General features: G+C 68.0%; 16 protein-coding genes. 8 read left to right on the plus strand and 8 right to left on the minus strand.

Annotated elements, in window-relative coordinates; genetic code table 11:
* The first annotated feature begins 1 nt into the window (after nucleotide 1).
* On the plus strand, nucleotides 2-1,789 hold the full coding sequence (locus ACP2AH_RS19475) for a hypothetical protein (protein WP_425107319.1): 1,788 nt from the start codon (nucleotides 2-4) through the stop codon (nucleotides 1,787-1,789).
* A gap of 6 nt (nucleotides 1,790-1,795) precedes the next feature.
* Nucleotides 1,796-4,096 carry a pentapeptide repeat-containing protein gene (locus ACP2AH_RS19480; protein ID WP_425107320.1) on the plus strand — a complete coding sequence of 767 codons (2,301 nt, stop codon included), beginning with the start codon at nucleotides 1,796-1,798 and terminating at the stop codon, nucleotides 4,094-4,096.
* 40 nt (nucleotides 4,097-4,136) lie between these two features.
* On the opposite strand, the gene ACP2AH_RS19485 is transcribed toward ACP2AH_RS19480, so the two are convergent.
* The 6 genes from ACP2AH_RS19485 to ACP2AH_RS19510 form a co-directional block, all read right to left on the minus strand.
* Entirely contained in the window at nucleotides 4,137-4,613 is a 477-nt protein-coding gene (locus ACP2AH_RS19485; protein ID WP_425107321.1) for a hypothetical protein, read from the minus strand.
* A gap of 177 nt (nucleotides 4,614-4,790) precedes the next feature.
* Nucleotides 4,791-5,552 (minus strand): SDR family NAD(P)-dependent oxidoreductase, encoded by a 762-nt coding sequence (locus tag ACP2AH_RS19490; protein ID WP_425107322.1) that lies wholly within the window; start codon nucleotides 5,550-5,552, stop codon nucleotides 4,791-4,793.
* 7 nt (nucleotides 5,553-5,559) lie between these two features.
* Nucleotides 5,560-6,375 carry an ABC transporter permease gene (locus ACP2AH_RS19495; RefSeq protein WP_425107501.1) on the minus strand — a complete coding sequence of 272 codons (816 nt, stop codon included), beginning with the start codon at nucleotides 6,373-6,375 and terminating at the stop codon, nucleotides 5,560-5,562.
* On the minus strand, nucleotides 6,375-7,235 hold the full coding sequence (locus tag ACP2AH_RS19500; protein WP_425107323.1) for an ABC transporter permease: 861 nt from the start codon (nucleotides 7,233-7,235) through the stop codon (nucleotides 6,375-6,377). Before ACP2AH_RS19500 ends, ACP2AH_RS19495 begins: the two co-directional genes overlap by 1 nt.
* Before the next feature lie 88 nt (nucleotides 7,236-7,323).
* Nucleotides 7,324-8,487 carry an ABC transporter substrate-binding protein gene (locus ACP2AH_RS19505; RefSeq protein WP_244376222.1) on the minus strand — a complete coding sequence of 388 codons (1,164 nt, stop codon included), beginning with the start codon at nucleotides 8,485-8,487 and terminating at the stop codon, nucleotides 7,324-7,326.
* Complete coding sequence (locus ACP2AH_RS19510; protein ID WP_425107324.1) at nucleotides 8,468-9,607, minus strand: ABC transporter ATP-binding protein; 1,140 nt, start codon at nucleotides 9,605-9,607, stop codon at nucleotides 8,468-8,470. Before ACP2AH_RS19510 ends, ACP2AH_RS19505 begins: the two co-directional genes overlap by 20 nt.
* A gap of 140 nt (nucleotides 9,608-9,747) precedes the next feature.
* On the opposite strand from ACP2AH_RS19510, the gene ACP2AH_RS19515 reads away from it, so the two are divergent.
* The gene (locus ACP2AH_RS19515) at nucleotides 9,748-10,647 is read left to right on the plus strand and encodes a helix-turn-helix transcriptional regulator (RefSeq protein WP_425107325.1); all 900 of its coding nucleotides are present in this window, start codon (nucleotides 9,748-9,750) and stop codon (nucleotides 10,645-10,647) included.
* Nucleotides 10,648-10,650: 3 nt separating this feature from the next.
* Here the strand turns inward: ACP2AH_RS19515 and ACP2AH_RS19520 are convergent, their stop codons facing one another.
* Nucleotides 10,651-11,511: a hypothetical protein gene (locus tag ACP2AH_RS19520; protein WP_425107326.1), complete on the minus strand. Its 861-nt coding sequence runs from the start codon at nucleotides 11,509-11,511 to the stop codon at nucleotides 10,651-10,653.
* A gap of 34 nt (nucleotides 11,512-11,545) precedes the next feature.
* Complete coding sequence (locus ACP2AH_RS19525; RefSeq protein ID WP_425107327.1) at nucleotides 11,546-12,658, minus strand: linear amide C-N hydrolase; 1,113 nt, start codon at nucleotides 12,656-12,658, stop codon at nucleotides 11,546-11,548.
* A 303-nt stretch (nucleotides 12,659-12,961) separates the two neighbouring features.
* Here ACP2AH_RS19525 and ACP2AH_RS19530 point away from each other — a divergent pair, with 303 nt between their 5' ends.
* The 5 genes from ACP2AH_RS19530 (at nucleotide 12,962) to ACP2AH_RS19550 (ending at nucleotide 19,210) form a co-directional block, all read left to right on the plus strand.
* A complete protein-coding gene (locus tag ACP2AH_RS19530) occupies nucleotides 12,962-13,249 on the plus strand; it encodes a YtcA family lipoprotein (RefSeq protein ID WP_425107328.1) in 288 nt (95 codons plus the stop codon).
* Between the two features lie 3 nt (nucleotides 13,250-13,252).
* Nucleotides 13,253-14,302, plus strand: a complete 1,050-nt coding sequence (gene mdtN / locus ACP2AH_RS19535) for a multidrug transporter subunit MdtN (protein WP_425107329.1) — start codon at nucleotides 13,253-13,255, stop codon at nucleotides 14,300-14,302.
* Nucleotides 14,286-16,148, plus strand: a complete 1,863-nt coding sequence (locus ACP2AH_RS19540) for an FUSC family protein (RefSeq protein WP_425107330.1) — start codon at nucleotides 14,286-14,288, stop codon at nucleotides 16,146-16,148. Before mdtN ends, ACP2AH_RS19540 begins: the two co-directional genes overlap by 17 nt.
* Before the next feature lie 234 nt (nucleotides 16,149-16,382).
* Entirely contained in the window at nucleotides 16,383-17,699 is a 1,317-nt protein-coding gene (locus ACP2AH_RS19545) for a TolC family protein (RefSeq protein WP_425107331.1), read from the plus strand.
* A 182-nt stretch (nucleotides 17,700-17,881) separates the two neighbouring features.
* Nucleotides 17,882-19,210 carry a glutamate decarboxylase gene (locus ACP2AH_RS19550; RefSeq protein ID WP_425107502.1) on the plus strand — a complete coding sequence of 443 codons (1,329 nt, stop codon included), beginning with the start codon at nucleotides 17,882-17,884 and terminating at the stop codon, nucleotides 19,208-19,210.
* Nucleotides 19,211-19,245: the final 35 nt, after the last annotated feature.

Genomic DNA, 19,245 nt, shown 5'->3' on the forward strand with positions numbered 1-19,245 from the left:
GATGACCGTTCAAGGCGTTACCTTTGCCATCGGCAAGAAGGGCATCGAATTCTTCTCCCAGTCCCTGCTAAGCGGCGTGGCTGTCAAGAAACTGCAGAACCTGACCCCGCCGCCCAACACGATCAACATACCGGACTTCACCCAGGCGGGCTTCGGTTACTTCAGCTCTTACTCCCAGTTCAAGATCGCGCTGTCCAATGGCCGGCTGAACGGCTTCAACCCGACCTATTCCTCGGTCACGCAGGGTACGGGCGGCACGCCAGCGGGAAACCAGTTCCAGCTGATCCTGAGCGCCGGGGCCTTTTCGGCAACCTATGACTGGCGCGAGACTTACAAGGTCTATACCTGCTTCAATTCCGGCGACATGGCGCCGCCCGCCTGCGACACGCGATATCCGGACAATACGTTCAGCTACAATCCCGGCTTCGGGGGGATGACCGTCACCGTGCCGACCGAGTTCGTCTATAACGCGGCCACCAACACCTACAGTTTCAACGTGACGGCGGCGACCGGCGCGGCGAGCGGCGCGACGGCGAATATTCCCGGCAAGAGCGCGGTCAACGGACAGACCAGCGCCGGCTGCTTCTCAACCAAGGTCAGCGACGCCACGGCGTCGGCGATCTCCAATATCGACTTCAAGACACCGATCAGCCAGATTCTCTCGGGCGTGCTGAAGTCCATCGACGGCAACACCGATCTCGGCAACGGCATCAAGTTCAATTATGCGCTCGGGCCGGCTGGCCTCGGCTTTCCCAACGCCAAGGGTGTGACGGTCGGCGCCACCGGCGTCGCCTCCTATAACGGCCAGGCCTATGCCGGCGGCACCCCGCCCGTCCTGCCGATCCCGGCCGTGCCGGCGGATGACGACGATCACTTCATGAACATCTACGTCTCGGACTGGGCCATCAACGGCCTGTCCTGGGCCTATTTCAACGCCGGCCTGCTCAATCTGACGGTGCGGCCGGCGGATTTGCCCAATCCCGCCGCCCTGAAGGCCGCGACCTATGCCGCCTATGAGCCGGCTTTCGGGCAGTACGGCATGGCCGCGCTCACCGCGAAGATCACGCCGCTTGCCGCCCCCGTCACCGCCTTCCAGCAGGTCTGGCTGTTCACCACCGACGCCATGAAACTGCTGGAGACGCAGCTGCCCGCCTCGGTCTATCAGCTTCTTCTGGGGTTCTCGGGCAACGCCTATGCCAGCCAGACCAAGCTCGAAGCCGATCTGACGGAGACTGGAATCGACAGCCAGTATTTCACCACGATCGAGAACGCGGTGCGGCAGAAGGGCAAGGTCACGACGCAGTCGATGCAGTTCGAAATTCTGGTCGAGAACGGGGCGACGCCCCGCCCGAACCTGATCTTCGATCTCCAGCGCACCGATGTCATGACCGATCTGTCGCTGGGCACGACCAGCACCAACGCCCAGTCCATGATGTTCAGCTTTGCCAATGCAGGGAACGCGGTCACGTTCAAATCGACCACCATTCCCCGTTTCTCCAAGCAGAATTTCGGCACGATCCTGTGGCCGGTGGCGGGCGAGAGTTCCTATGCCGCCGCCATGCAGGGCATGGGACAGCGCGGCGTGGCGATCCCGATCGCCCAGGGCTTCTCCTTCCTGCTGACCAATTCGACGCTGAGCATCCAGGACGGCTACATCTCGATCTCCTCGCAGCTTGAGTTCAAGCCGGCGCAACTGCCGATGGCCGTGCGTGGCCTGGTTCACACGCTGGTCCAGAAGCGGGATGAGGAGACCGGCGAGATGCGCGTCTACGCCATCGCGGCGGAGTAGACGCTCGTGGCGGGGGTCTTTGCAGGCAAGTTCACCTTCGCCTCGTCCGGCGTCGCCGCTGCGGTCTATCTCGCCCCGCAGCGCGTGCGCGTCTCCGGCTCCGAGACGATTGAGCTGCCCTGCATGGGCCTCGCCAGCCCGGGCGCGACGGCGGTCGCCACCCTCTACCAGAGCGGGGCGGACGGCGATGTCCTCATCCAACTGGCGAATGGCCGGTGGCTGAGCCTCGACACCACGAATGAGCTGAACTGGATTGTCTTCGTCGACGCCCGCGCTCAGGCGTCGCCGTTTCGTCGCACCGCCAGCGGCGGGGGGATCGAGAGCTGGAGCCTGTTCGACGGCACGGCGTGGCGACCGGTCTACTATTCCACCAATCTCGCGGCCCCGCTGCTGACGCTCAACCCCTCGGAAACCAGCGGGCGCGATTTCCGCCCGGCGACTATCACCCCCTCGCTCGCCGAACTTCGGCGCGCCGGCGCGCGCAATGCCAACCTTGGGGGCGTCGACTTCACCGGCGAGGACCTGAGCGCCATCGATTTCACCGGCGCCGACCTGTCGCGCGCGGTGCTGGACGGTGCCGTGGCGCGGGGCGCCACTTTCTCGACTGCGCGGATGGCGGGGCTGCGGCTGGGGTCGGCGACGGCGGACGACGCCGTCCTTGACGGCGCCGACATGACGGGGGCGGATCTGCGCGCCGCCGCCTGGGGGCGTCCGAAATCCGCCCGCAACCTGGTTTTGGTTCAGGCCGCCGCGGGCGGCGCGGTGCTGGGCTCGTCCTCCGGCGCGCTCGACATGCGCGGGGCCAATCTCACCGGGGCGGATCTCACCGGGGCGACGCTGGACGGGATCGATCTCTCGGGCGGCACGCTGGCCGACGCCATTCTGACCGAGGCGTCCCTGCAAAAGACCGTGCTCGACCAGGCCTCGCTCGACCGGGCGACGATGACCCGAAGCCGGCTGAACAAGGCGAGCCTGCGCGGCACGCGCGCGCATGGCGCCAATTTCATCGGCGCCGACTTCTCGGGTGCCGATCTGGCGAAGGCGGCCTTCGGCACGCGCTCTTATCTTTTCGCCCTCGCGGCGAGCTTTGCCGACGATCTCGACCACAAGGCCTATCCGACGCCGGCGCTGATCGCGGCGTTCCAGGCGGCGGGCGTCACCCTCAATGGCAGCGCCCCCGTGCTGGTGCTGGCGGCGGGGATCAAATGGCGGATAGACGACGAGCAGAACGGGCCGTTCCTGCTCACGCTGCTGTACGGGAAGATCGAGGTGTTCCGGGAGACCGCGTTGCCGCCCGCCTGCCTCGCGGGGGTGCTGGCCTTCGGGACCCGTGCCAGCGGTGCCGGGCTGTCGGGCGCCGATCTCAGCTTCGCGCGCTGGTATGGCGACGGCGCCACGCTGGACCATGCCGATCTCGAAAATGCCGCTCTGGCGAACGGGTTTTTCGTCGGCACCGATTTCACCCAGGCGTTCCTGTCGGGCGCCGATTTCAGCAATGCGGTTCTGTGCCAGGCGAAGATGTCCGGCGTGCTGGTGGCGGCCGGCGCCGGCAACGGCATGACGCGCTTTGCCGGTGCGGCGGTGGTGGGGGTGAATTTCGCGCAGGCGACATTGCTGTCGGCGCAGTTCTACCGCGCGCTGGTGGCGACCGAAAAGGGCGTGCCGATCCTTATCCTGCCGGGCGACCAGAAGCCGAAGCTGGCGGCGGGAGACCTTTCGGGCGCGGCGCCTCTCTTCGCCGCCGCGGGCTATCCGTTCGGCGCGCAGGCGCGGGTGTCGAGGGTCGATGTCTGGCAGATCGACAACAGGGCGGCCCCGGACCCCACCGCACCGCGCCTTTATCGCGTCGAGGCGGCGCCCACCTCGTTTCTTGTCTTCGACGCGAATTCGGGCGTCTTCCTGTTCCCGCTGTCGAAGACGAGCGCGGCCGATCTGAAGAAGCCCGCCGCCAGCGCCGCCCTGGTCGCCGCCTTCCGGGGCAATGGCTACGCGCTGGCCGATCAGGCGCCGATCGCCAGCGGCAGCTATTTCTCCATCGTTCCCGCCGCCACCGCCTTTGCCGGGCCCTATGGTTTTTCCAGGATCGCGGTGTTTGACGACGATGCCGGGCTCAGTGCCTATGGAACCGATCTGCTCCTGCTGCGCGACTGGTCGATCTTGCCGCAGGGGGCGGCCTTCACCGGCAGCGTCGGTTTCACCGATGCGCTCGGCGATGCCGTCATCGGGCCATCGGGGTCGCGCTATGCGCTGGTGCGCAGCGGCCGGATGACGCTATTCGCGTTTCTGGCCGCCCGCCGCGTCGGATGAGCCGCCAGCCGGCCGTCGGGCGCCGGCTCAGTCGACCAGTTCAGTCCACCAGCTCGATCTTGTGCTCGTAATGGCCGGCATCGCGGCGGGTGGTGGTCATCTGTCCGCGCTTGCCGATGAAGCGGCCGGTGCCGCCGACAATGGCGCGCACCTGCGGCGCGTCCACCACCATCTCGCCGGCGCCCACCGCATAGACCGAGCGGCCGGCGATGACGAGCGTGTCGGCATTGCCGAAGTCGAGCACGATGTCGGCGAGGCGGTCGAAGAACTTGTCGCCGGCCCCGTCCGGCACGTCCACCGTGGTGATGAGCCCGTTCATCGTGCCCTTCTTGCCGTCAGCGGTGGTGAAGGCGGCTTCGAACGCCAGCATGTCGCCATGCGAGGCGCCTGCCTTGCCGAGGTCGATATGGGTGAGTTCCGGCTTGTCTTGGATGATGCTGAAGGTGTCGCGCGCCTGCGCCGCGCCGCTCAGCAGCAGCGCGCCGGCGAGGCCCGCCAGCAGGGAAAGACGTGTCATGTTGGGCGTCCTTGGCTGTCGATACCGTTAGGGAACCCGTTGGCTCCGCCATCCCGCTACCAATCGGGTCGCCGCACCGTCAAAGCCGATTTTTGGATGGATCGCCTGCGGCCGTCCCCGCACGCGCCGGGCGGCTCCTAAAGCCCGCCCGACGCCCATCATAAGCCGGCTAATCTCTTAGCCGATGCTCTCGCCGCCATCCACCACCAGCGCCTGGCCGGTCATGAAGGAGGAGCGGTCGGAGACGAGGAACAGGATCGCCTCGGCGATCTCCTCCGCGCTGGCCCAGCGGCCCATGGGGATTTTCTCGCGCACATAGGCCTCGATGGCGGCGCGCCCGCCCATCTGGGCGATGAAGGGCTCGTTGAACGGGGTGTCGACCCAGCCCGGGCACAGCGCGTTCACCCGCACATTGTGCCGGGCATAGTCGATCGCCATCTGCCGCGCCATGGCGATGACCGCGTGTTTGGAGGTGGTGTAGGCGATCATCTCGCGGTCGTAGAACACGCCGGAATTGGAGGCGGTGATCAGGATCACCCCGCCGCCCTGCGCGATCATCGCCGGCATGGCGAGCCGGGCGGCGAGATAGGAGGCGCGGACATTGATCCGCCAGGAGCGGTCCATGCCATCCGGCGCCACCTCGGTCAGCGGCCCGCCCACCTGCACGCCGGCATGGCTGTGCAGAATGTCGAGCCGGCCATGACGCGCCAGCGCGCCGCCCACCAGCGCCTCCACCTCGGCATCGACATCGACATCGGTGCGCACCGCCTCGGCCCGCCCGCCCGCCGCGTGGATGGCCGCCACCGTCGCCTCGCCCGCCGGCCCGTCGCGGTCGGCGACGATGACATGCGCGCCCTCGCGGGCCATGGCCAGCGCCCCGGCACGGCCGATCCCCGAGCCGGCGCCGGTGACGATGGCGATCTTGTCCTTGAGAATCATGATGTACCTACGAGGAAGCCTGCGGGCGCCGGCGCAGCAGCAGCTGCGCCGCGATGACGAGGACGATGGACGCCGCCAGCACCAGCGCGCCGATGGCGTTGATCTCCGGCGTGACGCCGCGCCGGATCGAGGCGAAGACATAGATCGGCAGCGTGGTCTGCGATCCCGCGACGAAGAAGGCGACGATGAAATCGTCGAAGGAGAAGGTGAAGGCCAGCAGGAAGCCGGCGAGGATGGCGGGCAGGATCTGCGGCAGGACGATGCAGCGGAAGGTGGTGAACGGCCCGGCATAGAGGTCGCTGGAGGCTTCCACCATGTCGCGCCCCAGCGCGCCGAGCCGGGCCCGCACGATCATGGTGACGAGCGCGGTGGAGAACAGCCCATGCGCGGCGATGATCGAGCCATAGCCGAGCGACAGGCGCGGCGGCGTATCGCCCGGCCACAGCGCCGCGAGCACCGGATTGACGATGCCGAACAGCTGCACCAGCGCCACCAGCGTGGCGATGCCGATCACCACGCCCGGCACGACGATGGCGGCGCCGAACAGCGCGTCGAACACGGCCCGGGTGCGCGGCCCGGCGCGGCCGAGCCCGATGGCGGCGGCGGTGCCGCAGAGCGAGGCCAGCGCGGCGCTGGTCGTCGCCACGATCAGGCTGTTGGTCAGCGCTTCCATCAGGAAGGTGTTGGACAGCGCCCGCCCGTACCACTGCACGGAAAAGCCGGTGAACTCGCTCGCATGCCGCCCCGCATTGAAGGAGAACAGCACCACCAGCGCGATGGGCAGATAGAGGAAGCCGTAAACGGCGGTGACGAAGGCGCGCATCATAGGAGATCGACCTGTCGGGCGCCGGAAAGCCGGGCGGTGAGGCGGTTGGCGGCCAGCAGCAGCACCACGGCGATCGCCACCAGCGCCACGGCGATGGCCGAGCCGAACGGCCAGTTGCGCGATTGCAGGAACAGATCCACCAGCGCATTGCCGATGAAGAACACCTTGCCGCCGCCGAGCAGGGTCGGGATCAGGTATTCGCCCAGCAGCAGGATCAGCACCAGCGAGAAGCCGGTCATCATGCCGGGCAGCGAGAGCCGCAGGGTGACACTGAAGAAGGTGGAGAACGGCGTCGCGCCGAGATCGGCCGAGGCTTCCAGCAGCCGGCGGTCGAGCCGCTCCAGGCTGATATAGATCGGCAGGATCATCAGCGGCAGATAGCCATAGACGATGCCGAGCAGCACCGCGCCGGGCGTGTTGATGAAGCGCATTTCCGGCAGGCCGATGAACTCCAGCCAGGCCGGGATGCCGCGCGCGCCGAGAATGTACATCCAGGCATAGGTGCGGATCAGCAGGCTGGTCCAGAACGGGATGACGATCAGCGCCACCAGCAGCAGCCGGCGCTGCGGCAGCACCTTCAGCGCGAGGTAATAGGCGACGGGATAGGCGATGAGCAGGCAGGCCAGCGCGCCGGCCGGGGCCAGCACCAGCGTGTTCCAGAACGCCGTCGCCCGCGCCGGCAGATTGGCGTACTGCGCCAGTGTCAAAGCCGGGGCGTAGCCGCCGGCCGGCGCCCGCTCGCCGAGGCTGAACACGACGATGGCGGCGAAGGGCAGCACCAGGAACAGGAACAGCCACACCGCCGCCGGGGCGAGCAGCAGGGCCGTGACCAATCGCTTGCGGGCGGCGCTCGACATGGCGGTCCACTTCACGGGGAGGAGGGCAGGAGCGCGGGCCGCGCTCCCGAAGCGGGGCCGGGAGCGTGCGCCCCCGGCCGGCGCCGGCTCAGGCGGATTTGAAGCGCGCCATCAGCTCGGCGCGGTTCGGGTCGGTCAGCGTCGCCGCCGCGCCGAATTCCAGCGGGGCGAGCAGGTCGGCGGCGGGGTAGAGGATCGGGTTGTCGAGCAGGTCCTTGGGCAGCAGGGCGTTGACGCGCGCATCGGTGGAGGGCGCGCCATTGGCGATGTGCTCCTTCACCGCCACCTTGGGGTCCATGAGGTGGTTCAGCAGCGCATAGGCGGCCGGCTTGTTCGGCGCGTCCTTCGGGATGGCGTAGAAATCGGTCCAGATCTCGCCGCCTTCCTTGCCGAGCACATAGTTGATCTCGGGGATGTCGCGGTGCAGCTGGGCGCCGTCATTGGTCCAGCACATGGTCAGCCAGGCGTCGCCGCTGCGCATGGCAGGCTGGTAGTCGCTGGAAATGGCGAAGAGGTGCGGCTTGACCTTGAGGAGCAGCTCCTCGGCCTTGGCCAGTTCGTCCGGCTTCAGCGAGTTGAAGGAGTAGCCGTAATATTTCAGCGCGTTGCCGATGGTGGTGAGCTGATAGTCATGCACCATGGAGCGGCCGCTGCCGGTGGTCATGGCGACATCGAAGAAGCTCTTCCAGCTGTCCATGGGCGCGGTGAGCTTCTTCGTGTTCACGGCGAAGCCGGTGGTGCCCCAGTTCTTCGGCACGGCGCAGAGCACGCCGGCCACCTCGCCCTCGGCGGTGAAGCGCTTGTTCTGCGCGGCAGCGTCGTAGTTCGGCAGCTTGGCGAGGTCGAGCGGGTCGATGAGGTCGAGCTGGCGATAGGTCGAGATGGTGTAGTTGGTCGGCACGAACAGTGACCAGCCCGAGCCGCCGGCCTGAAGCTTGGCCAGCATTTCCTCATTGGAGCCGAACACGTTCACCTCGACGGCGACGCCGGTCTTGGTGGTGAAATCGACGAAGGTCTGCGGGTCATGGTAGTTCGGCCAGGTGGCGATCGACATGCGGTCGCCCAGTTCGCCGGCCGCGAAGGCCGGCATCGGCTTGAGGCCGAATTCGCCGGCGAGCACCGCGGTGGCGGCGCCGAGGCCGGTCACGCCGAGAAAGTGCCGGCGGCTGATGGAGCCGCGGCGGAAGCGCAGCAGCTGATCGATAAATTCCCGCGCCGAGAGCGGCAGGCCGTCACGATAGGACTTCGACATGGCTGGTTTCCCTCTGGGTGGTCTTGTTGTCCGCCGCCGGAAACGCCAGTGGCGCGCCGGGGTTGAAGCTGATGGCGACGCTGTCGCCCGGTTTCAGCAGGTCGCTGCGGGCCGCGTCATGGTCGGCGGTGGCGAGCAGCGTGCCGAGACCCGGCACCTCGATGGCGTATTCTGCGGTGGAGCCGAGGAAGATGCGGTTGCGGATGATGCCGCCGAGCCCGGTCTCGCCCGTCGCGGCGCCGAGGCGCAGCGCCTCGGGGCGCAGGCTCACCGACACCGCCGCGCCGGGGGCGCCGCCGCCGGTCAGCCTCGCGCCGATCTCCAGGCCGTTGGCGAGGCGGATGCGGGCGGCGCCGCCGCCATTCTCCGCCACCGTGCCGTCGAGGAAATTGGTCTTGCCGACAAAGGCGGCGACGAAGCGGTCGGCCGGGCGGTCATAGATCTCGTCCGGCGCGCCGAGCTGGACGATGCGCCCGCCATTCATCACGCACACCACGTCGCTCATGGACAGCGCTTCTTCCTGGTCGTGGGTGACGAGGACGAAGGTGATGCCAAGTTCGCGCTGCAGATTCTGCAGTTCGATCTGCATGTCGGTGCGCAGCTTCTTGTCGAGCGCGGCGAGCGGCTCGTCGAGCAGCAGCACGGAGGGGCGGTTGACCAGCGCCCGCGCCAGCGCCACGCGCTGCTGCTGGCCACCGGAGAGCTCGTGGACCTTGCGCCTGCCGAAGCCGGCGAGCTGCACCATGGCGAGCGCATCCGCGGTGCGCCGGGCGATCTCGGACGAGGTCAGGCGCGGGCGCACCTGCCGCAGCCCATAGGCGACATTGGCGCTGACATCGAAATGCGGGAACAGCGCATAGTGCTGGAACACCATGTTCACCGGCCGGCGATAGGGCGGCACCTCCGCCATGTCGGCGCCGCCGATCAGCACCTGGCCCGTGCTCGGCTGCTCGAAGCCGCCGATCATCCGCAGGCAGGTGGTCTTGCCGCAGCCGGACGGGCCGAGCAGGGCGATGAACGCGCCTTTCGGCACGGCGAAATCGGTCGGGTGGACGGCGGTGACATCGCCATAGCGCTTGCTGACGCCGCGAAACTCGATGTCGAGGGTCTCAGAAGCCACCGGCGTTCTCCGCAGCTTCCGGTCGCTCTACAGAGTGGCGGCCGGATCCGTATTCGTTAAAATGCTAATACCGGCGCGTTTCAGGGGATATACCTTTGGAGTGGTAGAAAGGGCCTATTTATCAGTCACAGGGGGTATAGATGGTGAGCACGGGCAAGGTTGCCGTGACCCCCGCCGCCACCGGGGGCGGCGAGGGGCGGCAGGAGGAAAGCGAGCGCGCTCTGGCGGCGCGGCTTCTGGCCGAGGCCATCGCGGCCGCGCATGAGCGCAGCGCCAATGTCCGCACCGGACCAGGCGACGACCCGTTCGGCCACGCGCTCATCGCCTGGCTGCGGGCGCATGTGCCCTTCGACCATTGCGTGGCCTTCGGCTATCGCGGCACGGCGCGCCCGCCGCTGCTGTTCGAAACCTTCAACCGGCAGGAGAGCCATGTCTATGTGACGCTCTACCAGGTCGGCCCCTATCTGCTCGATCCCTTTTACCACGCCGCCATTGAGCGGATCGAGGGGTTCCGCCGCATGCGCGAGCTGGCACCGGACCGCTTCTATGCCAGCGAATATTACCGCTCCTATTACAGCCAGACCGTGCTGGCGGAGGAGGTCGGCTTCTTCGTGCCGCTGGCCAATGGCGCGAGCGTGGTGGTGTCGCTGATGCGCAAGGCCGCTTCCGGCGTGTTCGGCGCGGCGCAGGTGCGGCTGCTGCGCGAACTGGCGCCGGTGGTGCTCAGCCTGTGCCGGCTGCGCTGGGGCGCGGAATTGATCGGCGAGGAGGCCGGCGACCGCAGCGGGCGCGGCGAGGGCAGGGCGCCGCGCGAACTGGACCGGGGCAAGATCTGGCAGGACCTGTCGCTCACCGAGCGTGAGGGCGAGGTGGTCGATCTCATCCTTCAGGGCCATTCGGCCGATTCCATCGCCCGGCTGCTGTCGATCTCCGCCGGCACGGCCAAGGTTCACCGCCGCAACATCTACCGCAAGCTCAACATCAACTCGCAGGCGGGCCTGTTCGCGCATTTCGTCGCCATCATGCGGCGCAAGCCGTAAGGCTCAGCCCTTCGCCGCCGCCGCGCTCTCGCGCATCATCAGCGCCGCGCCGAGAAAGAAGCCGAGCGCGCCGAGGCCGAGCAGGCCATTGGCGAGGTCTTGTATCCACGCCGCTTCGCCGCCGCGCGGCACATAGGCCAGCGTCGAGGCGGCCATGAAGGCGACGCAGCCGAGAAGATTGATGAACACGATCTGCCAGTCGAGCTGGCGCGGCCGCCAGCTCCAGTAGCGGTGCGCGGTCTCGACAAAGGCGAGATAGCCCGAGACGAGAAAGAGCACCGAGCCGATCATCCCCGGCAGCCACACGGCAAGGTCCTGCGTCGCCCAGCCGGCGCCTGCCACCAGCGGGTCGAAGGTGTTGAAATTGAACGCCACCGTGCCGACGAACTGGCAGAAGGTGCTCAGCCATCCCGCGCTGTGCGGGTGCCAGCCGATCAGCGAGATATGGCGCGGCGCGGCGTCGTCGTTCGGGTCGAGCGTGAAGGCGCTCTGATTGGCGGCCTGGAAGTGCTGGAGATAGCCCGCCAGCGTGAACGGGAGCGAGCCGAGGAAGAACACGATGTTGATCGGTGTCGCCGCCGGCGCGATGCCCTCGGGGAGCAGGCTGAGCAGGCTGCCGGTGAGGAACAGCAGCGAGCCGAGCGCGAACAGCGCGCCGGTCCACCAATTATAGCCCTGCGTCTGCCAGAACGGGACCGGCGCGTTTTCCAGCGCCCGCGCCGCGCGCGCCAGTCCCTTGCGGTGTTGGCGCGCCTGCCAGACGATGCGCCGCCCGGCCAGCGCATAGCTGCGCCGTGTGATGAAGGGCCACGGCCCGGCCACGCGGATGCGCAGGCCGGAGGGGTGAACATGCACGCCCTTCATCGGCCCGGCTCCTCCTGTGCGCGGCGGTTCTCGCTCACACCCCTGACGCCGCCTTCAGCGCGGCGGTGGCGTCGGCCGCCTCGGCGAGCCGTTCCAGCGGCAGCACGCGCGGCGCGGCGAGGTCGGCGAGCGCGCCGAGGTCGAAACGGGTGAAGTTGAGGCTGCGATAGTCGCGCAGGAAGAACAGCTTGCGGTCGAGGTCCGAAAGGCTGGTCCAGCAGGTATATTCGGTGGCGTAGCTCTGGCCCTGCGGCTGGTCGAGCCCGGCTACCTCCATATGCCCGCCGCCCTGGCCGGGGTAATCGATGCTCACCCCGCGCGGCCGGTCGAAAGTGTTGAGGATATGGGCGAGCGTGCGTACCGCGAGGTCCGGCGTCGCCGCCTTTTCGGTGAACTCGGCATAATAGGCGGCGCGGACGAAGCGGCCGACCGAGGTGTTGGACGAGGGCAGGCCGGCCGTGGCGATGCCGGAATCCGGCTGCACCGCCTTGTACGCGCCAAAGCGCCCAGCCGACTTATCGACATTGGAGAGGAAGCTGTAATTGTCGAGATTGGTGAGATGCCAATCGAAATTCGGCCCGTTGGTCATCACCCCCACGGGGTTGTCATAGAGCTTCATCTCGCCGCGATCGAACTCGATCACCAAAGCCGCGCCGGTCGCGTCGTGCACCACATAGTGGAAGGGGGATTCCACCCCGCCCAGGATCGCCAGCGGCACCAGCAGGATCGGCTGCGCCGCCACCGCCTCCTTCACTTCCGCCACCGTCGCGAACTGGCCAAGGCACCAGCTGCCGAGATCGGAAGCGGAGAGCACGGCCTGCGTCATCTCCACGCCGCGCTGCTTGCCGCCGGCGGTGGGGTAGGACAGCAGGCTGAAGGTCAGCCCCTTGTCGTTCAGCCCTTCCAGCACCTTGAGGTCATCGATGCCGATCGGCGCCTCGGCGGTGGGGACGCGTCCCGGCATGGTGACCGCGAGCACGGCGTGGCGCGCCCGGTAGTCCACCGGCGCGTGGCCGTCCACCTGCGAGCGCGTGGCGAAGCCGGCGGGGAAATACGCCATCTGGTAGGGCAGATCGAGCGTGAGTTCGAGCGTGCGGCCGAAATAGGCCCTGCCGTCCGCGTCGCGATAGCCGAGCGATGTGCACATCCCCTGCGTCCTCCGGTTCGGGCGCGGGCCTGCGCCCCGCCGCGTCTCTCCTGTTGCGCCGCCGACGGACGGCGGGTTCGCTGCTGAGCGGCGGGTCTTTGGCCGCGCGGCGGGTCTCGTGGTTGGTGGCATGATTCAGCCGGTGGCGAAAGGCCGTGCGGCGGCCGCCGCATCGCGGCAACGGAAATTTGCCCCGGCGGCAAGGGCTTGCTACCCCTTTACCCGACGTCTCCGACTCGGGGGCTCTGCCGGAGAGCGACGTTGGCCTTTTGGTGTTCCGTCACAGCTGCTGCGGGCCGATTGTTGTCCCGCCGCCAGGCTGGCGCGCTGCTGCGCGCCGGGGCCGTGAGCTTTGCTGGCTTGCCGCTCGCCGGCTGCCTTTCGTCCGGGGCGCCGGCCATCCCGCTGTTCGGCGCCTATTTCCCTTCCTGGCTGCTCTGCGCCTTCATCGGCATTCTCGGCGCGGTTCTGGTGCGGCTGGTCTTCATCCGTGCCGGTATCGACGACGCGCTGCCGATCCGCCTGCCGGTCTATATCTGTATCGCCGCCGCCATCGGCTTTGCCGTCTCGCTTCTCGGCTTCGGGCGCTAGACGGTGGAGGAGCACACGCACCCCGCCCCCCGCCGCAGCCTCGGCGTGCTGGTGAGCCTTCTCGCCCTCGCCGGGGCGGTGCTGCTCGGCTGGCACTATCTGCGCGATGCCGAGCTGAACCCGCTGTCGCAGGACGCGGAGCTGACGGCGGATGTCACCGCCATCGCGGCCTCCGTGCCCGGCCGCATCGCCACCATCGCGGTGCGCGAGAACCAGGCGGTGGCGAAGGGCGAGCTTCTGTTCGCGCTCGACCCCGCCACGTATGAATTGCAGGTGGCGCAGGCGCGGGCCGACCTTGCCCTTGCCGAGGCGGGGCTGGCCGACAAGCAGCGCGCGGTGACCGCCGAGCGCGCCAATGCGGTCATTGCGCAGGAACAGGTGACGCGGGCGCGGCAGAACCTCGCCCTCGCCACCCAGACCCTCGCCCGGCTGGAGGCGCTGCGGCCCAAGGGCTATGTCAGCGCCCAGCAGGTGGATGACGCCGCCACCGCCAAGCGCGACGCCGAGGTGAGCCTGAAACAGGCGCTGCAACAGGAGGCGGCGGCCCTCGCGCTGGTCAGCGACACGGCGGCGGCGGTGGCGCTGGTGGAAGCGCGGCGCGCGGCCCTCGCCATCGCCGAGCGTGCTCTGGCCGACACCAAGGTCGTTGCCCCGTTCGATGGCAAGGTGGTGGGGCTGGAGACGGCGGCGGGCGAATATGTGCTGCCGGGCCAGTCGGTCTTCGTGCTGATCGACACCGGCGCCTGGTACGCCTCTGCCGCCTTTGTCGAAACCGAGCTGGCCGGCATCCGCGTCGGCAATTGCGCCACGGTCTACACCCTCGCCAACCGCGCGGTGAAGATGCGCGGCCGGGTGGAGGGTATCGGCTGGGGCGTGCAGTCGACCGAGCAGATCACCCTGCCGCGCAAGATGCCGATCGTGCCCAAGAGCCTCGACTGGGTGCGGGTGGCGCAGCGTTTCCCCGTGCGCATCCGCCTGCTCGACCCTGCCGCCGACCTCATGCGCATCGGCGCCTCCGCCACCGCGACCGTGCACCATGACACGGATTGCTGAAACGCCCGGCGGCGGTCTGCTGCGCGAGGTCTGGGCCGACCTCCAGCCGACGCCCGGCCGCTTCGCCATGACCTGGCGGATCGCGCTGCTGTGCGCGCTCGTCTGCGGCACGGCGATGCTCTACAAAGTGCCGGAGGCGGCGATCAGCTGCTACCTCATCATTTTCCTCACCAGGCCCAACGGGGCGGAAAATGTCGGGCAGGCGCTCGGTCTCATCGTCCTCGTAAGCCTCATCGTCCTCCTCATCGCACCGATCATCCAGTGGACGGCGGAGCTGCCGCTGCTGCGGATCGTGGTCATCGCCGCCACCTCCTTCGCCTTTCTCTATCTCAGTTCGGCGTCCCAATTGGGCGAGATCGGCGCCATCATCGCGCTCGTCATCGCCTTCGTGCTGACCCTGGTCGACCAGGTACCTGCCGGGGAAATCGTCACCCGCGGCCTGCTCTATGCCTGGCAGATGGCGGTTATGCCTATGGTGTTGCTGGCGATTTTTTCCATGGTGCTCGGCACCTCGCCGCACCGGCTGCTGCGCGAGACGCTGGTGGACCGACTCAATGCAGCGGCGCAGGCGCTCGCCGGCCGGGGACGGCGGGCGCTCGACGCGGCGCTCGCCGAGGGGCTGGAGACAAGCGCCAAACAGGTCATGCTGGCGCGTCTGTTCCACACCGCGCCGACGCGCGCCATCGATCGGCTTTCTGCTTCTGCTGCAACGACTTATCGCCTGTTGCTGGCCGTGGCGGCGCTGCCTCCCGGCAGTGAGGAAACCGGGCTGGCGCAGCGCTGCCGCGCGGCGGCCGAGGCTCTCCGCGCCGGCCGCCGGCCCGCTCAGGACGCCGCCGCCGGGGAGGGCGAGGGGCCCCGCGCCGCCATCGCACAGGCGTTGAACGACCTCGGAAAAGGCAATGAAGGCAAGGGGTTGGTTGCCTCGAAACCGTCTTTCCTCGCGCCCGATGCCTTCACCAATAGCGACCATCAGCGCTACGCGCTGAAGACCACGGCGGCGGCGATCACCTGCTATCTCATCTATTCGCTGATCGACTGGCAGGGCATCCACACCGCCATGGTCACCTGCTACGTCGCCGCGCTCGGCACGACCGGCGAGACGGTGCACAAGCTGGCGCTCCGCATCGCCGGCTGCCTTGTCGGCGCGGCACTGGGGCTTGCGGCGATCCTGTATATTATCCCGCATCTTCAATCGGTTGGCGGGTTGATGGCGCTGGTGTTCGCCGGCGTTCTGGTCGCTGCCTGGGTGTCCTCAGGCAGCGAGCGCATCTCCTATGGCGGCGTGCAGATCGGTCTCGCCTTCCTCCTCACCATCCTCAACGGCTTCGGACCCAGCACCGACATGGACGCCGCCCGCGACCGCGTCGTCGGAATTTTGCTTGGCAATCTCGTGGTTTATCTCATCTTCACGCAGATCTGGCCGAAAAGCGCGGTGGTCGATGTGCGCGAAAGGCTCGCCCGGGCGCTGGCCGCACTGGCGCGACTGGCGGCGCTGGATCCCGCCACCCGCCGTCAGGCGGTGGCGGAGGCGGCGACAGTGGAGAGCGAACTTGCCAAGTCGCGGGACGTGCTGGCGCTTTTGCCCTTTGAACCCGCACGCCTGCGCCCGTCCGCGACCACCGAGCGGCGTCTTCACCGGCTAGTGGAGGAGGCCGACGCGGTGCTGCCGGCGCTGATCTTCGCCCCTGACGTGCCGACCGACACCGCGCAGCGCTTCGCCGCGGCGGCGGAGCGGCTCGCCCGGGGTGGGAGCGGGCAGGGGGTGCCCGCGACAGAGTTCCCCGAGTCGTCGGACGCTCTCGCCCGTCGGGCCGAACGCATCGCAACACTGGCGGCGGGGTAAGGCATGGCCGCGCATCGCCCTCGCCACCACGCATTCCTACTCTTAGCCGTTGTTTTGGCGGGTCTTTTTCTTGCCGGCTGCGCGACGAGCGCTCTGAAAACAGCGCCCCAGGACCCCGCGCAACCCTGGACGCCGGAAGCCAGCGTCGCTGCGACGGGCGCCGCAGGCGAAGGAGGCGCAACGGAAGCGTCGGCCAAGGTGTTCAGCGTAACGCCTGATCTGGACGTCGCCCAGATGGAGCCAACACCGGGCATCGACCCCCGCCGCGCCTATGGGCTGCCGGAACTTATCGACATCGCCCAGATGCAGAATCCGCAAACCCGCATCGCCTGGCAGCAGGCGCGGCAGGCGGCGCTGAGCACGGGCATGGTGGAGGCGACCTATCTGCCTTTCATCTCTGCCAATGTCATCGGCGGCTGGCAGGACGTGTCGTCGACGCTGCCGGTCACGGTGGGCAGCGTGAACCAGGTGTCGAGCCGGGTTGAGGGCGTGTCGCCGCAGGTGGCACTGCAATGGCTGGTCTTCGATTTCGGCCAGCGCGATGCGTTGCATAAGGCCGCTCGCCACAACGCGACCGCCGCCAATATCCTGTTCAACGGCACGCATCAGAAGATCATCCACGATGTGACGCGCGCCTACTTCCTTTATGGCGCGGCGCGCAGCCGCGTGCGGATTGCCGAGCAGAATGCGGCCAATGCCCGCAAGATTTCGGCGGCGGCGCAGGCACGCAATGATCAGGGACGCGGCACGACGGTAGAGGTGGCGCAGGGGCGGCAGCTGGTGGCGCAGGCGCAGTTCGGCCTCGTGCAGGCGCAAGGCGCCGAGCGCGATGCCTATCAGCTGCTGATGGGGGCGATGGGCGTGTCCCCGCTCACCCGCATCGCCATCCGCGAACCCGGTCGGCGGGCGCTGCCACCCTCGGTGGCTACGCCGACGGAAGAAATGATCAAGGTCGCGCTCGCCCGCCGCCCGGATGTGCTGGCGTCGTTCTCCGCGATGAAGGCGACCCGCTCCGCCGTCGGTGCCGCGGAGGCGGAGTTCATGCCCAAAGTGTTCCTCGGCGCGGTCGCTGCGGGCGGAGGGGCGAGCTTCAGCGCCACCGGCCTGCCGACCATCGGCCAGCAGGCCTCGACCACTGGCGTGCTGCTGGGGGTGACGATGCCGCTCTACGATGGCGGGCTACGGGCAGCGCAGCTGAAGAAGGCGGAATCATTGGCTTCCACCAGCGAGGCGACGTTCGAGGCGACACGCGACGCGGCCGCCCGTGAGATCGTCATCGCCGCCGATACGCTGCGCTCGGCGCTGGCCTCCTACCGTGCGGCCACAGCACTCGCAGAAGCTGCGGCGGTAACTTATGACGCGGCGCTCGGCGCCTATGAGAGCGGCGTCGGCGACATCACCGCCGCCACCACCGCCGAAAGCGGACTTCTCACCGCCCGTCTGGCGCAGTCCGACGCTCACGCGGCCTCACTGGTCGCGGCCGCCAATCTCGCCTTCGTGCTCGGCGCGATGACCTCGCGCGAGGTGCCCGCCGCACTCGATGCCCGCTGAGGCAGCGAAAGGTCGGCGTCGGCTGAGGCGGCGCCAGCCGCTTGCCTTTGGCGCCCCCATGTCGCTTACTCCAGCGGCTTCACCAGCCTGAAAGGACGCCAGCCTTGACGCCCGAAAAGTCCAGCGCCGCTCTGCGTGACGATCTCCTCGACGACATCTATTCCTCGCCCGACCTGCTGGGGATGCTGCCGAAATCCGGTTTCCCGGTCGACCAGAGGGAGCCGCGCCATGTGTTCGCGGCGGTGCGCGACGAGCTGATGCTGGATGGCAATTCGCGCCAGAACCTCGCCACCTTCTGCCAGACCTGGGTCGACGACGAGATCCGCGATCTCATGGAATTGTCGATCGACAAGAATATGATCGACAAGGACGAGTATCCGCAGACGGCGGAAATCGAGGCGCGTTGCGTGCGCATGCTGGCCGACCTCTGGAACGCGCCGGATCCGCTCACCACGCTCGGCTGCTCCACGGTCGGTTCGTCGGAAGCGGCGATGCTGGGCGGACTCGCGCTGAAGTGGCAGTGGCGCAAGCGCCGCGCCAAGGAGGGCAAGCCCACGGACCGGCCCAACCTGATCTGCGGTCCGGTACAGATCTGCTGGCACAAATTCGCCCGCTATTTCGATGTCGAACTGCGCGAGATTCCGCTCGAAGGCGACCGGCTGATCATGACGCCGGAGGAGGTTCTCGCCCGTGTCGACGAGAACACGATTGGCGTGGTGCCGACGCTGGGCGTGACCTTCACCTGCCAGTACGAACCCGTGAAGGCGGTGAGCGACGCGCTGGACCGGCTGCAGGCCGAGACGGGCCTCGATATCCCTATCCATGTCGACGGTGCCTCGGGCGGCTTCCTCGCGCCCTTCTGTGCACCAGAACTTTCCTGGGATTTCCGCCTGCCGCGGGTGAAGTCGATCAACACGTCGGGCCACAAATTCGGCCTCGCCCCGCTGGGCGTGGGCTGGGTGATTTGGCGCGAGGCGGCCGACCTGCCGCCGGAACTCGTCTTCGACGTGAACTATCTCGGCGGCGACATGCCGACCTTCGCGCTGAATTTCTCGCGCCCCGGCGGGCAAGTCGTTGCCCAATATTACAACTTCGTCCGGCTGGGCCGCGAGGGCTACGCCAAGATCCAGAACGCCTGCTACGACACGGCCGAGTATCTCGCGCGGGAGATCGCCGCGCTTGGACCGTTCGAAATTCTCTACGACGGCAACCGCCACACCGGCATTCCGGCGCTATGCTGGAAGCTGAAAGACGACAAGGGGTTCGGCGGTTACACCCTTTACGACCTCGCGGACCGGCTGCGCTCGCGCGGCTGGCAGGTGCCGGCCTATTCCATGCCGGCGAACCGGCAGGATCTCGTCATCCAGCGCATTCTGGTGCGCCACGGGGTGAGCCGCGATCTCGCCAGCCTGCTGCTCGACGATTTCCGCCGGGCGCTCGACTTCTTCGCCAAGCATCCGGTCACCCACCCGCTGACCGATGACGAGGCGGCAGGGTTCAACCACAATTGAGCGTGACGCCCGGGCGCGTCGCTGCGCCCGGGCTT

This window comes from Ancylobacter sp. (genome assembly GCF_965249975.1).
Taxonomy (GTDB): Bacteria; Pseudomonadota; Alphaproteobacteria; order Rhizobiales; family Xanthobacteraceae; genus Ancylobacter.